A 13,404-nucleotide genomic window follows, 5' to 3' on the forward strand; every position below is an offset into this window, starting at 1 on the left:
AGACAGAGACCCGCCAGCCTCAGGCCGGTCTGCCCGCAGCGAACATCCATTGGCTCCATCCGTTATGTACGCCAGTCTCAAGTCAATCACTACATGGCCACCTTCCCGGGAAAATGCACGCCGGTTCACGCTCATACTGTGTGTCGCGGCCACCCTCGGCAGCCTGCTGACCTATGGTCTTTCGACACCCCTTAGCCTCGGGCTGCTACTGCTCGACATCGCCGCTACCGCATGTGTCTGGGTGCAATATCGACTGTCACGCAAATCGATCAAATTTCAGCCTCAGGAGCTCGCCGACCGCTTGCTGGAAGTCCAGGAAAACGAGCGCCATCGCCTCAGCCGCGAATTGCACGACGATATCGGCCAATTGCTGACGGCCGCCAAACTGCAGAGCGAGTGGCTCAAGCGACGCCTGCCGGATGACTTGCAGGAGCAATGCACGGTGCTGTGCGCCACCCTGGAAGAAACCCTCGACAAAGTGCGCGACGTTTCGGCCATTCTCAATCCACGGCAGTTGACCAGCCTGGGGCTTGAAGCCAGTCTGCGTGCACATCTGCTCAAGACATTGACCAACACCAGCGTGCACTGGAGCCTCGATTGCCAGCAGCGCCTCAACGGTATTCCGGAAGAAATGGCGGTCGCCGCCTTTCGCATCACCCAGGAGGCTGTTACCAATATCCTGCGTCACGCCCAGGCAAAAAACCTGGTGATACGCGTGCAACGTCTGCCTAAAGGGCTGACGCTGCTGATCAGCGATGACGGTATGGGATTCGCCCCGTCGGCCAATCCTGGTCGAGAAGGACAACGAGGCATGGCCGGGATGGCCGAACGAATCGAGCAACTGGGTGGCACCCTGAACGTCATCAGCGAACCGGGTAAAGGCACTCAAATCGAAGCACTCTTCCCCTGGGCGCCTCGCGCACTCGAGCGGGCCAGTACGAATAAGGTTATGCGTTGACTTGCAACTTACTTCTGGTGGATGACCACTCGCTGATCAGGGCCGGCGTGCGCGCTCTGGTGCTGGATATTCCCGGTTACGCGGTGATTGGCGAGGCCAATGACGGTTCGCAGTTGCTCGAAATGGTCGAGCAACTGAGTCCGGATATCGTGTTGCTGGATATCTCCATGAAAGAAACCGGTGGCCTGGAAGCCCTGCAACGGCTCAAGCGGGTGCGTCCGCAGAGCAAGGTGCTGATCTTGTCGATGCACACCGATCCGGCGCTGATCATGCAGGCGCTCGAGTCCGGCGCCCACGGCTATCTGCTGAAGGACACGACCGCTACCGAGCTCGAACATGCACTGGAAGCCTTGCGCAACAACGAGCGCTACCTGAGCCCCGCCATCGCACACACCGTGATCAATCAGGCCCTGACCCGTAATCAGAAGCAGCAGCCGGAGGCCGCCGACTCGCACAATCTGACCGCGCGCCAGCTGGAAATCCTGCGTTTGATCGTGCGGGGGAAATCCACTCGGGAAATCGCCAATGGCCTGGGGCTGAGCATCAAGACAGTCGAGACCCACCGCTCACAGATCATGAAGCGTCTGCAAATCTACGACGTAGCGGGCCTGGTACTGTTCGCCGTGCGCGAACAGATCATCAGCCTGGACGACTGACCGAGCGGGCGCCGCCCAACAATGGAGAATGCTCCGGCAAGTGCACGCGCAACGCTGCCGGACGCGCCTCAAATCGCAAGCTCTCACCTTCCAGTGGTTCGCCATCCAGATTGATGCAGAGCCCCTCGGCCACTTTGATTTCGACCCATGGCAAACGGGCTCGGACAAACATGTTATCGATGCCGAAACCATCGCTGAGCAGCGTCTTCAACGTGCCCACCAGCTCCTGTGGCGCCGGCAGGATGCTGATATCCAGCAAACCGTCATCGGCCAGCGCTTCCGGGCACAATACGTGCCCGCCACCGGCCTGACGGCCATTGCCGATACCCAGCGCGAGCATTTCGCCACTCCAGTGAAAGTCCGGCCCCTGAAGTTCACCATAAGCAGCATGCAGCTCGCTGAATCGTGACAAACCGGTGAACAGATAGGCTGCACCACCGAGTACTTTTTTCAGGTCCTCGGAAGTATTGGCCGTGACCTGACTGCCGAAACCACCCGTGGCCATATTGAGGAAAATCTGCCCGCCCACCTCGCCCAGATCGATGTCGCGCGGCGGCACATCAAGCAGCTCAAGCGCTTCGGCAGGCTCCAATGGCACACCGGCGGCGCGGGAAAAGTCGTTAGCGGTGCCCAAGGGTAAAAGAACGAGGCTGGCTTTGCCCGGGTGCGCCGCGAGCGCTTCGGCGATGTCGCGCAACGTGCCATCTCCACCGCCGGCGATAATCTTTGTGTAGCCGTCCGCCAAGGCTTGCTCCACCCAACGCTGAGCATCCCCTGCCTCCCACGTCAGGCGCACGGCCAGCTCCCAGCCTTGCTTGCGCTTGTCCTCGACGGCGGTGCGTACCGCCTCGTTGAGTGCCTGCTTGCCATGCAAAATCAACAGTGCCCGGCGTTCACTCATCACATCACTCCCTAATCGAATCGGTTCGAGACATCTTGACCACTGCCGCCCGCAAAAAAGCCGTCAGACCTGTAATTAATTCGGCCTTCTGGCCTCAACGTCCTACACAGCGGTATTTTTTCTTACAAAACATGCGGAATCGGCTTAATTGACCCGGCTTCGACATTGGGTCACCGTGTGCCGGCGGTAGCAATCTTCAATCCAACACACAAGGATGTGCATGTAATGAGTGGATACCCCCCCAAGGCTCTTGCCAGCTCGATAGCTGAAAAAGTTTGCAAGCGAACAGTTGAAACGATCGGTGGATGCTTCCATGCCCAGTCATGAAGCCAGAGTGCCATTGAGCCCGGTTGGCCCTCTCGTCGAAAGTCGCTCGAATCAAAAGTCAGAATTCAAAAACAGCGCCAGAACCACTGGAGAAATTGATATGGAACCTCGTGTAACCGAGCTGGAAACCCATCTCAAGTACCTTCGGCGGGACATGGACGAAGTCCGCAGTGATGTCAGAACAATCAAACATCGGCTTGCCTACTCGGCGGGTGCGACAGCGGTAGTGCTGGGTCTGCTGGGTTGGGTGGCCAATAGCCGATTCGACCAGCTTGTGACACTGATCAGCAATTAAATGAATGAGTCATTGCAGGCGCCGACGACAGCCGACGCCTGCATTTGCGAGACAGCGGTCAGTCCAGCAGATCACTCAGCGGAATGAAGACCACTTCATCGCCGGCGCTCAGTGTGCGGCCCTCCAGCACTTCGACCAATCCATCTGCCCATGCGGCGCTACGCAGTACGCCTGAGCTCTGGTTGCGATAAACAGTGGCCCGCCCTTGCTCCAGACGGCCTCTAAGGTACTCACGCCGATTGCCTGCCACCGGCCAGTCAAAACCCGCTGGCACGCTGAACTTCAGCGGCTCGACGTCCTGCACGCCCTGCCGGCGCAACAGATATGGCCGAGTGAGTAGCGCAAAGGTCACCAGCGTCGATGCCGGATTTCCTGGCAAACCAATGACCGGTACATTGCGGAAATGGCCAAATGTCAGCGGTTTTCCAGGTTTGATCGCCAGCTTCCAAAGGGCAAGCTCGCCCTCTTCTCGCAAGGCGACACCCAGAAAATCCGCCTCACCTACCGACACGCCCCCCGTGGAAAGGATCAGATCAACATCCTGCAACTCCCCCAGACGGGCACGGGTAGTGGCCAGATTATCCGGAAGAATACCGGCATCGATCACCTCACAGCCCAGACGTTGCAGCCAACTGCATAGCAACACCCGATTGCTGTTGTAAATCTGACCCGGCCCCAATGCCTGGCCCGGCTCGACCAATTCATCACCCGTGGAGATCACCGCAACGCGAACCTTGCGCACGACCTTCAACCCGGCACACCCCAACGACGCAGCCAGTCCCTGCTCTATCGGACCCAAGCGGGTTCCGGCAGGCAGGATCAGCTCACCGACGGTGGTTTCCTGGCCTTGTGGACGGATGTTCTGCCCGGTCTTCATCGGCTCGAGGAAGCGCACCGTTTCATCAGCTTGAACCTCAGCGTTTTCCTGCATTTCCACGCAGTCAGCGCCCGCGGGCAGTGGAGCGCCGGTGAAAATCCGTGCACAGGTGCCCGGCTTCAAAGGCTCCGGGGATTGCCCGGCGAACACTTTCTGACTGACCGGCATGGGTTCGCCAGTCCAGTCCGCCAGGTTCAACGCATATCCGTCCATGGCACTGTTAGGCCAAGGCGGCAGATCCAGCGTCGAAATAAGATCTTCGCTCAGCACACGTCCCTGAACCTGAGCCAACGGCAATTCTTCATGCTCTGCAATTGGCGAGGCTTCGGCCATCTCGAGCAAACGCGCCAGCGCCAACTCAACCGGCATCAATGCCCCGGTCTTGCCCGGCTTACCCACGGGATTCACAAGGCGCCGCCTGCTTCAAGTGAGTCACGAAATTGCACGGACGGTGACGCGCGTCCAACTGCTCGCCCAGGATGCCATCCCAACCGGTGCGTACGGCGTTGGTCGAACCCGGCAAGCAGCAAACCAGCGTGCCATTGGCCAGACCGGCCAGCGCACGGGACTGCACCGTGGAGGTACCGATATCGGCTACCGAAATCTGCCGGAACAACTCACCAAACCCGTCGACCTGTTTGTCGAGCAGGCAGGCAACTGCTTCAGGAGTACTGTCGCGGCCAGTGAATCCGGTCCCGCCGGTGATCAGCACGACCTGTACGACATCGTCGGCAATCCAGGTGGCGACTTGCGCACGAATTTTGTAGAGGTCATCTTTGAGCAACACCCGCTGCGCCAGAAAATGGCCTGCCGCCGTCAAACGGTCGACGAAGACCTGACCTGAGGTGTCGGTTTCCAGTGTTCGAGTGTCACTGACAGTCAGCACCGCAATATTGAGCGGCACGAAAGGTACATCAGCCTTGGCTTTCATAGGCTCGTCCAGTTGTAGGAGAAACAGCCCGGTGTTATATCACAGCGCCTCATTTTTTCGCCGCCCCTCTGGAGAGCTGCCATGACCCTCGACACGCAACTGCCCCCCTGCTCCATTCTGCTCCTGGCAGGTGGACGCGGCCAACGCATGGGCGGCCAGGACAAAGGTTTGGTCGAATGGCAGGGCGAGCCGTTGATTGCACATTTGCAGCGCAAGGTCCGTGGGCTGACTGATGACCTGATCATCTCCTGCAACCGTAATCGCGAGCGTTACGCGCCATTCGCTGATCAATTGGTGGTCGATGACGAAGGCGATTTTCCGGGGCCATTGGCCGGCATTCGTGCGGGTCTGAAAGCTGCGCGCCATTCGCACCTGCTGGTCTTGCCCTGTGACGTCCCGCGCATTGACGCAGCGTTACTGCAAAGCATGCGCGAGACGGCCAATCAGAATCCTGAAAAACCTTTAATGTTGCGCCATGACGAGCACTGGGAACCCTTGCTGTGTGTGATTCCGGCAGCCCTTCGACCCGCCTTCGAAGAGGCCTGGAACGCCGGTGAGCGCAGCCCCGGCCGGGTTATGCGCATGCTCGGCGCTACTGCCCTGCAATGCCCGGACAACGACCCGCGACTGGCCAACCTGAACACCCCCGAACTGTTAAATTCCCACAACACTGTGTCAGACTGACACCATTCAAGGAACTCTCACGCCTTGTATACGTCTCAAGCTCAGTAACCAAAAGAATTCCCATTCGGAGACACACCCATGACTCAACGGACCCTCGCCACTTTCATGCTCGCACTGGGCCTTGCCACCCTCGCCGGTTGCTCGTCGCCTACAGTGATCACCTTGAATGACGGTCGCGAAATCCAGGCCGTCGACACCCCGAAATACGATGACGATTCGGGCTTCTACGAGTTCAAACAGCTGGACGGCAAAGAAACCCGCATCAACAAGGATCAGGTTCGCACCGTTAAAGAGCTGTAAGCTCTGGTCGACACCGGATACAGAAAAGCCCGCATTAATGCGGGCTTTTTCATGGGCGTTCGAAAGGTGGCTTGGGCCTCACCATTGCAGCGTAATCCGGCTCTCGAATTCGCGCTCTTCACCGGTCACCGGGTCGATAAACCGCAGACCCTGCGCCAGCAGCTTCAGCGGATTGGCGTAGTCATCCTCGACGTCTTTCAACACCTGCGGGTAAAACGGATCGTTGCAGATGCTCGCCCCCAGCGCAGTCATGTGCACACGCAGTTGATGTTTCTTGCCGGTCACCGGAAACAATCCATAGCGCCACAGATCGCCATGCTTTTCCCGAACCTCCACCGCCGTTTCGGTGTTGCTGGCCCCTGCGCCTTCCTGCATGCGGAAAAACGGCTCGCCATCCACCAGACGGCTCTTGTGCACCAAAGGGAACCTCAGATCTGGCAGCGCCGGGGCGATGGCTTCATAGCGTTTGTCGATCTGCCGCGTCGGGAAGAGCGATTGATAAGCCGAACGGGTTTGCGGGTTGGCCGAGAAAATAACCAGTCCCGCCGTATGCCGGTCGATGCGGTGCAAAGGCACCAGATGGGGATTGTCCAGGCGACGAATCAGCCTGCGCAACAAGGTCTGCTCAACGTACTCGCCGGCGGGTGTGACTGGCAGGAAATGCGGTTTGTCAGCCACCACCAGATGTTCGTCGGCATACAGGATCGACTCGACCACCGGGATCGGCTTTTCGTCCGGCACTTCGCGAAAATAATGAATTCGCAAGCCTTCCTTGTAAGGCAAATCCACCGAGATCGGCTGACCATCACCATCCAGAACTCGCCCCCGAGCGATGCGGTCCAGCCATTGCTCGCGATCAATCGCACGAAAATGCTCACACAGACAATCGAGTACGGTCAGCCAGGGACCCGGCGGCAGATAGAGCGTGCTCGCCTGATTCTGCGCAGCAGAGAATGTAGATGTGGACATACGGAAATCAAACCCTCAATACAGGGCGGCATTATCCAGCACGGAGGGAAACGAGCCTAGCGCAGATTGCTCAGGCCGGGATCGACTTGAGCGCTGCGGCGTCTGTGAACTCCTTGAGCCAGCGCAGGACATCGACAGCCTCCCAGCGGCCCGGGTCATACAAGGCGTAAAGCAACCCTTGATAACCGACCACATCCAGTTGTTTGTGATAACCGGCACGCTGAAACAAGGCCTCGATTTCGGCAAAGCAAGTGTTGAAATGCAGCTTGTTGAAGGGCGTCTTGCCTTCCGTGACCAGCCCGTCCAGGCGCAATTCGAGAACGGCCTCGCGCACCACGTCAACCGACATCCGGTTCACGCTGTTTTTCAACTGTTCGACATTGACCACGGTTCATCCCTCTGAAGCATTTACTGTATGAACATACAGTAACCGAACAATCCGTAAAATGCCAAGGAATGGATGGCAGCGGCGACCGGCGGGATGAATGAGAAAATACGAATTAACGCAGAAACGCCACAACTTGATCAGCGCTGAAGGGCCAGCCCAGTTCTGCCCCGGTGTCGACACGACGCAACACCGGAATCCGCAGGCTATAAGCCTCAAACCAAGATTCGTCTTCAGCGATATCGACCAGTTCAACCAGCAGGCCGTGCTCAACGAAAGGCATCAACTCGGCCTCGGCAACTTCACACAAATGGCATCCAAGGGTGCCGAACAGCTGACATTCAGGAAGCATGAGCGCTCAACCAGAAAATGAGTGGGCCTATTCTAGGCCGCAGCTGAAAACCCGTCGAGCCACCGCCGCCCAAAGGCTCCAGTCCTCCGACAAAGGTTCACAGGCAAAACCCTGACGCAAATCAGTCCACAGAAAAACCATTTGCGCGATCCTCCCGGTCTTTTTGCCTCTACGCTTGAAAAGCCTGAATCTGACATCGGAGTGTCCAGTGTTTGCCAATTTGTTGATCATCCTCGCCTCGTCCCTCGTGGTGATTGCGCTGTTTCGGCGCCTGCGGTTGCCGCCGGTTCTGGGTTATCTGTGCGTGGGATTGCTGGTCGGGCCGAGTGCCTTCGACTGGGTCAACGAAAGCGAACACCTGCCTGACGTAGCCGAACTGGGGGTGGTGTTTCTGCTGTTTTCACTCGGCCTGGAATTTTCCCTGTCGAAGATGATCGCCTTGCGTCAGGTGGTATTCCGCCTCGGCAGTCAGCAGGTACTGATCAGCACCGCACTGCTCGGTTTGTTGCTGATGCTACTGGGCATGCCGACGACGCCGGCGCTGCTGCTCGGCGCCGGGCTTTCGCTGTCATCGACGGCAATTGTGACCAAAGAACTGGGCAGCCTCGGCGAGGTGTTCAGCAGTCACGGGCAGAATGCCGTTGGCGTTTTGCTGTTTCAGGACGTTTTCGCAGTATTGCTGCTGACGTTGGTGCCAGTGTTTGCCGGGAGCAGCGCCCAAGCCTGGTACTGGGCGCTGCCGCTGACACTGGCGAAAACCGTGGTGCTGTTTGTCGGTCTGCTGCTGGCCAGTCGCTGGTTACTGCCGAGGCTGTTTCATGAAGTGGCCGCGTCACGCTCGGCTGAGTTGTTCGTGCTGTTGGCGCTGGTGATTGTGCTGCTGACCGCGTGGCTGACTCACTTGCTGGGCCTGTCCCCTGCCCTCGGTGCATTTCTGGCCGGCATGTTGCTCGGTGAAAGCCACTATCGGCATCAGATCGAGGCCGACATCCGACCGTTTCGCGACATCCTGCTCGGGGTGTTTTTCGTCAGCATCGGCATGCTCATCGACCTGCAACTGTTCGTCAGTCACAGCCTGCTGATCCTCGGGCTCACCGTCGGCTTGATGGTGATCAAGGGCATCGTCGTCGCCTTGTTGGTGAAGTGGCGCGGCAGCGACAGCGAAACGGCGTGGCGTAGCGGCCTGGCATTGGCGCAGGGGGGCGAGTTCTGCTTTGCACTGATGGCGCAAATGCAGCAACACAGCATGATGCCCGAGGCGCTGGGCAATCTTCTGCTCGCCGCGACGTTCTGTTCGATGCTGCTGACGCCACTGCTATTGCGCGCGGCGCCCCGCATCGCTACAGCACTCCACCGCAAGCCCAATCAGGAAGCACAGATCGAGGAAATCAGCGCACTCAACGCCGACCTCAATCAGCACGTGGTGATTTGTGGCTACGGCCGCGTCGGTCAATCCATCGGGCGTTTCCTGCGCAATGCCAAGCAGCCTTACATCGCACTGGACAGTGATCCGGTTCGCGTACAGGAAGCCGCCAGCGGAGAAAGTGACGTGCATTATGGCGACTCATCACGCGGCGATCTGCTGACCGCCGTTGGCCTGCTGCGCGCAAAACTGCTGGTGGTTGCCGTGGATCAGAGCGACATTGCCCTGCACATCCTCAAGGAAGCGCGCCGACTCAATGCACATGTGCCGATCCTGGTACGCACCCGCGACGACAGCCAATGGGCCGAATTGAAAGCCGCCGGCGCCACCGAAGTGGTGCCGGAGCTGTTGGAGTCAAGCCTGATGCTCGCCTCTCACGCCTTGATCATGCTCGGTCTGCCGGCGCATCAGGTGCAGGAAAAGGTCGATCAGGTGCGCATCGACCGTTATCGCCTGCTCCATGGTTTTTACCCCGGTACCGATGATCCCGAGACTTAGTCCTGGCTCACCGCGCCGATCTTGTGCAGCGACAGGTCAGCGCCGTAATACTCTTGTTCCTGACTCAGGCGCAGCCCGTGCAGCGCCTTGATCACGCCGTACACGACAAAGCCACCGATCAGCGCCACCGCGACACCGAGTGCGGTGCCGATCAACTGGCTGATCAGACTGACGCCGCCGATACCACCGAGCGCGGCCTGGCCGAAAATCCCGCAGGCGATCCCGCCCCAAACACCGCACAGGCCGTGCAGTGGCCAAACACCCAATACGTCATCGATGCGCCATTTAACCTGCGCAGCGGTAAAGCACCAGACAAACAGCGCACCGGCAATCGCGCCGGTCACCAGCGCACCGACCGGATGCATCAAGTCGGACCCGGCACAGATCGCCACCAGCCCGGCCAATGGGCCGTTGTGCAGGAAGCCCGGGTCATTGCGCCCGACGAGCAGCGCCGCCATCGTGCCGCCGACCATCGCCATCAACGAATTGACCGCCACCAGACCGCTGACGCCTTGCAGTGTTTGCGCACTCATCACGTTGAAGCCGAACCAGCCGACAATCAGAATCCACGAACCCAGGGCCAGGAAAGGAATGCTCGACGGTGCGAACGCCACCAGACGCCCGTCGCGGTAACGGCCATTACGCGGCCCCAGCAACAGCACCGCCGCCAGCGCCAGCCAACCGCCCATGGCATGCACCACGACGGAACCGGCGAAGTCATGAAAAGCGGCACCGAACTGCGCCGTCAGCCAAGCTTGCAGACCGTAGTTGCCGTTCCAGATCATGCCTTCGAAAAACGGATAGATGAACGCGACGATCAGCGCCGTGGCGCACAACTGCGGCACGAAACGCGCGCGTTCTGCGATGCCACCGGAAATAATCGCCGGGATCGCGGCAGCAAAAGTCAGCAGGAAGAAAAACTTCACCAGTCCGTAACCGTGATCGGCACTCAGCACCGCCGCCGGTTGCATAAACGTCACGCCGTAGGAGATCCAATAGCCTATAAAGAAATAGGCCAGGGTCGAGACGGCGAAGTCGCTGAGAATCTTCGACAACGCATTGACCTGGTTTTTCTGCCGGACTGTACCAACTTCGAGAAAGGCGAAACCGGCATGCATTGCCAGCACCATTACCGCACCGATCAGAATGAACAAGGTATTGGAGCTGTGAACCAGGGTGTCCACAGCGCTTTGCAGATTTTCCATAAGCAGGCAGACCTAAAGGCGAAAAAGGCACCAAAGCGGTTCATGCGCACATTTCATGCACCAAGTTGCGACCGCGCAGGCACGGAGCCTACGGTCCGGCGAACTGCTTTGGCGCACGAGGTCGATGTCCTGACACGAACCGGGCTTGTTTGGGATAAGGTTTCTCATGGCGCATGCCCGGCAACCGCGCACGACCGCCGGGCAACGCACCACGACACAGCAAAAGTTGTACCAGTCATTTGTACTGAACCTTCGCGCAAGGCTCATACTCGAACGCTTCAGACGTCACTTACGGAGATCCACCATGGCCAGCATCAAGGCAAAGACTGCTCAAGAAATCCTCATGAACGACTTCCAGACTTTGGTCGCCGACACCGAACGCTTGCTCGAGCACACCGCCACCCTGGCCGGCGATCAGGCCGATGAGCTGCGCGAGCAGATTCACGACAGCCTGCTGCGCGCCCGCGAAACCCTGAAACTGACCGAAGAAACCCTGCGAGATCGCGGTCAGGCTGCAGTGACCGCCACTGAAGATTACGTGTCGGCCAACCCTTGGCAGTCCGTTGGCATCGCTGCCGGTGTCGGCTTTCTGATCGGCCTGCTGGCTACCCGGCGCTGATTATGTCGATCGGTGAATCCGGCCCGACTGCGGGCACCGCCTCTTCCACGCTACGCCTGGGCGCCGCCGTTCTGGGTCTGCTGCACAGCCATGTCGAATTATTCGGCATCGAATTGCAGGAGCAGAAATCACGAACCGTCAGCCTGTTGCTGTTCGCAGGTCTGGCTTTGGTCTTTGCCCTGTTGTTGCTGGTGGGCTTATCGACACTGGTGATGATCGTGTTCTGGGACACTTATCGTCTGGCCGCGATCATTGGCCTGTGCGTTTTCTATACCCTGGCGTCGATCTTCTGCGCACTGCGTCTCAAGGCGGCGATTTTCGATGAATCCTCGCCTTTCCACGGCACGCTCGAAGAGCTGGCCAACGACCGGGAGCGCCTGCTGCCATGAGCCTGCCTGAACTGCCACACAACAGCTCGCGTCGGGAAATGCGCAAGGCGTTGATCCGCCTGCGCATGGAAATGCATCGCCAGGAAATTCGTCATGAAGCCGGGCAAGTCCTGCAACCGCTGCATCGCATGCGCGGCATGACGCAAAACCTGCAAGGTGGTTTCGGCATCAAACACGCGCCATTGTGGGGCGTGGCTGCCGTTACGCTATTGGGCTTTATCACTGGCAAAGGCGCGAAAAGCGGCGGCGCCGGTGGCTTGAGCCGGCTGATCCGGCTCGGCACCAGCCTCGGGCCGCTGATCAAACTGGTCATGCAGAGTTCGGCCAAACGCTGAACAGATACATCTGGCTACATTCTTGCAATACCGGCGGGATGAACCTCTTTATCCGGAGGTTCAATTCCGTACGCCTATCCGGTCGACGGGGTTCAACCAGAACAAGAACGACTAAGGAGGCCCCGTGATCGACGGGCAACCGCTCGCCTGCTTTCAACCTTTCATCGATACCGCCACGGGACGCATTGCAGGCGTCGAAGCATTGGGCCGCCTGCGCCAGGCCGACGGTCAACTGGCTTCGGTCGGGCCACTGTTTGCGGACCCGCGCACACCCGCGATTGCCCTGCGTCGCCTCGACCGGCAGATCCGCGACAACGCCTTGAGCCGCTTGCATGAAGCGCCGGCAGACTGGTTTCTCAGCCTGAACATGTCGCCGCGCTGGATCAGTCGTCTGCGCGCCGATCAGGCTCTGCCCAGCCTCAAACAATTGGCGCGCTACGGTATCGATCCGCAACGCATCGTCTTCGAGATCACCGAACTGGGCGGCAACGGTCAACGCCTGGCCGAAGTCGTCACGCGTTATCGCGAGGCGGGCGCGAGAATCGCCATCGACGACTTCGGCGCCGGCTACTCGCAACTTGATCGGGTGCTGGCGCTGCAACCGGACATTCTCAAACTCGATATGCGTCTGTTCCAGGCCGCTGCACTGGGTGGTCCGAGCAGTGATGTGGTCAAGGCTCTCGCGCAGATGGCCGAGAAGACCGGCTGCTGGATCATCGCCGAAGGCGTCGAGACCGAAGCGCAGTTGAATTTCGCCCTGGAATGCGGATCGCGCTATGTACAGGGATTCCTGTTCGCGCGGGCGCAGGAGGCGTTCTTTCCCACCGACGCGTTTGTGCAGCACTTCGCCGAACTGCGCCAGCGCTATGTCCGGCAGAAACTCGCGGAGCGCGGGCGGCTGATGCAAATGCGCCAGCAACTCGGCGAACTGATGTCGATCCTGCAAGCCTGGGCTCAGGCGCATGCCCCCTTGAGCGCGTTGCCACAACTGGACGCCTTTCCTTGGCTGCTGCGGTTTTATCAATGCGATCGCCACGGCACGCAACTGACGCCCAACCTCGAATGGCGGCAGCATGGCTGGTTCGCCGACAATCGTTATCTGGGGCACAACTGGTCGTGGCGCCCGTATTTCTATCATTTGCTCGCCGAAGGCTGGGAGGAGCGGCGTTTGACGCTCTCCAATACCTACCGCGATGCCACCAGCAATCAGTATTGCCTGACGGCCGGGCAGTTTTTTGACAACGGTGAGCGTTTGCTGTTGATCGACATCGACGCGGCTGGGTTGTAGTTACGCTTGCAG

17 protein-coding genes are annotated in these 13,404 nt (G+C 59.1%); 10 read left to right on the forward strand and 7 right to left on the reverse strand.

The features are described 5' to 3' along the window. Positions 1 to 64 precede the first annotated feature (64 nt). A complete protein-coding gene (locus AC3IUF_RS20840; RefSeq protein WP_007908674.1) occupies positions 65 to 958 on the forward strand; it encodes a sensor histidine kinase in 894 nt (297 codons plus the stop codon). Continuing rightward, positions 955 to 1,614 carry a response regulator gene (locus AC3IUF_RS20845; RefSeq protein ID WP_007949957.1) on the forward strand — a complete coding sequence of 220 codons (660 nt, stop codon included), beginning with the start codon at positions 955 to 957 and terminating at the stop codon, positions 1,612 to 1,614. The genes AC3IUF_RS20840 and AC3IUF_RS20845 overlap by 4 nt, the downstream gene beginning before the upstream one ends. On the opposite strand, the gene yegS is transcribed toward AC3IUF_RS20845, so the two are convergent. Then, positions 1,598 to 2,515, reverse strand: coding sequence for a lipid kinase YegS (gene yegS / locus AC3IUF_RS20850; RefSeq protein WP_007908672.1), 918 nt, complete (start codon positions 2,513 to 2,515; stop codon positions 1,598 to 1,600). The genes AC3IUF_RS20845 and yegS overlap by 17 nt on opposite strands. A gap of 313 nt (positions 2,516 to 2,828) precedes the next feature. On the opposite strand from yegS, the gene AC3IUF_RS20855 reads away from it, so the two are divergent. Continuing rightward, entirely contained in the window at positions 2,829 to 3,137 is a 309-nt protein-coding gene (locus tag AC3IUF_RS20855; RefSeq protein ID WP_176472330.1) for a hypothetical protein, read from the forward strand. A 58-nt stretch (positions 3,138 to 3,195) separates the two neighbouring features. Here AC3IUF_RS20855 and AC3IUF_RS20860 read toward each other — a convergent pair whose 3' ends face one another. Together AC3IUF_RS20860 and moaB are read right to left on the reverse strand one after the other, a co-directional pair. After that, complete coding sequence (locus AC3IUF_RS20860; protein WP_489279194.1) at positions 3,196 to 4,422, reverse strand: molybdopterin molybdotransferase MoeA; 1,227 nt, start codon at positions 4,420 to 4,422, stop codon at positions 3,196 to 3,198. Beyond that, positions 4,406 to 4,945, reverse strand: a complete 540-nt coding sequence (moaB, locus tag AC3IUF_RS20865; protein ID WP_007908664.1) for a molybdenum cofactor biosynthesis protein B — start codon at positions 4,943 to 4,945, stop codon at positions 4,406 to 4,408. Before moaB ends, AC3IUF_RS20860 begins: the two co-directional genes overlap by 17 nt. An 81-nt stretch (positions 4,946 to 5,026) precedes the next feature. Here moaB and mobA point away from each other — a divergent pair, with 81 nt between their 5' ends. Both mobA and AC3IUF_RS20875 read left to right on the forward strand, forming a co-directional pair. Continuing rightward, entirely contained in the window at positions 5,027 to 5,629 is a 603-nt protein-coding gene (mobA, locus tag AC3IUF_RS20870; RefSeq protein ID WP_007908662.1) for a molybdenum cofactor guanylyltransferase MobA, read from the forward strand. Positions 5,630 to 5,707: 78 nt separating this feature from the next. Next, the gene (locus tag AC3IUF_RS20875) at positions 5,708 to 5,929 is read left to right on the forward strand and encodes a YgdI/YgdR family lipoprotein (RefSeq protein ID WP_007908660.1); all 222 of its coding nucleotides are present in this window, start codon (positions 5,708 to 5,710) and stop codon (positions 5,927 to 5,929) included. Positions 5,930 to 6,007: 78 nt separating this feature from the next. Here AC3IUF_RS20875 and AC3IUF_RS20880 read toward each other — a convergent pair whose 3' ends face one another. The 3 genes from AC3IUF_RS20880 to AC3IUF_RS20890 all read right to left on the reverse strand — a co-directional run bounded on the left by AC3IUF_RS20880 (position 6,008) and on the right by AC3IUF_RS20890 (position 7,635). After that, positions 6,008 to 6,898 (reverse strand): pseudouridine synthase, encoded by an 891-nt coding sequence (locus AC3IUF_RS20880; protein WP_414916815.1) that lies wholly within the window; start codon positions 6,896 to 6,898, stop codon positions 6,008 to 6,010. Between the two features lie 70 nt (positions 6,899 to 6,968). Further along, positions 6,969 to 7,286, reverse strand: coding sequence for a transcriptional regulator (locus AC3IUF_RS20885; protein ID WP_007908658.1), 318 nt, complete (start codon positions 7,284 to 7,286; stop codon positions 6,969 to 6,971). A gap of 112 nt (positions 7,287 to 7,398) precedes the next feature. Next, complete coding sequence (locus AC3IUF_RS20890) at positions 7,399 to 7,635, reverse strand: glutaredoxin family protein (protein WP_007908657.1); 237 nt, start codon at positions 7,633 to 7,635, stop codon at positions 7,399 to 7,401. A 208-nt stretch (positions 7,636 to 7,843) separates the two neighbouring features. Here AC3IUF_RS20890 and AC3IUF_RS20895 point away from each other — a divergent pair, with 208 nt between their 5' ends. Beyond that, the gene (locus AC3IUF_RS20895; RefSeq protein ID WP_489279195.1) at positions 7,844 to 9,556 is read left to right on the forward strand and encodes a cation:proton antiporter; all 1,713 of its coding nucleotides are present in this window, start codon (positions 7,844 to 7,846) and stop codon (positions 9,554 to 9,556) included. Here AC3IUF_RS20895 and AC3IUF_RS20900 read toward each other — a convergent pair. Beyond that, positions 9,553 to 10,761 carry an ammonium transporter gene (locus AC3IUF_RS20900; protein WP_007908654.1) on the reverse strand — a complete coding sequence of 403 codons (1,209 nt, stop codon included), beginning with the start codon at positions 10,759 to 10,761 and terminating at the stop codon, positions 9,553 to 9,555. The two genes, AC3IUF_RS20895 and AC3IUF_RS20900, sit on opposite strands and share 4 nt — an antisense overlap. 304 nt (positions 10,762 to 11,065) lie before the next feature. On the opposite strand from AC3IUF_RS20900, the gene AC3IUF_RS20905 reads away from it, so the two are divergent. From AC3IUF_RS20905 to AC3IUF_RS20920, 4 genes are all read left to right on the forward strand, one after another. Beyond that, complete coding sequence (locus AC3IUF_RS20905; protein ID WP_007908653.1) at positions 11,066 to 11,380, forward strand: ElaB/YgaM/YqjD family protein; 315 nt, start codon at positions 11,066 to 11,068, stop codon at positions 11,378 to 11,380. Between the two features lie 2 nt (positions 11,381 to 11,382). Beyond that, positions 11,383 to 11,769 carry a phage holin family protein gene (locus AC3IUF_RS20910; RefSeq protein ID WP_489279196.1) on the forward strand — a complete coding sequence of 129 codons (387 nt, stop codon included), beginning with the start codon at positions 11,383 to 11,385 and terminating at the stop codon, positions 11,767 to 11,769. Beyond that, the gene (locus AC3IUF_RS20915) at positions 11,766 to 12,104 is read left to right on the forward strand and encodes a hypothetical protein (RefSeq protein ID WP_007908651.1); all 339 of its coding nucleotides are present in this window, start codon (positions 11,766 to 11,768) and stop codon (positions 12,102 to 12,104) included. The genes AC3IUF_RS20910 and AC3IUF_RS20915 overlap by 4 nt, the downstream gene beginning before the upstream one ends. A gap of 124 nt (positions 12,105 to 12,228) precedes the next feature. Then, positions 12,229 to 13,392, forward strand: a complete 1,164-nt coding sequence (locus AC3IUF_RS20920) for an EAL domain-containing protein (protein ID WP_489279198.1) — start codon at positions 12,229 to 12,231, stop codon at positions 13,390 to 13,392. Positions 13,393 to 13,404 lie beyond the last annotated feature (12 nt).

Source organism: Pseudomonas sp. KH_040, assembly GCF_057839305.1.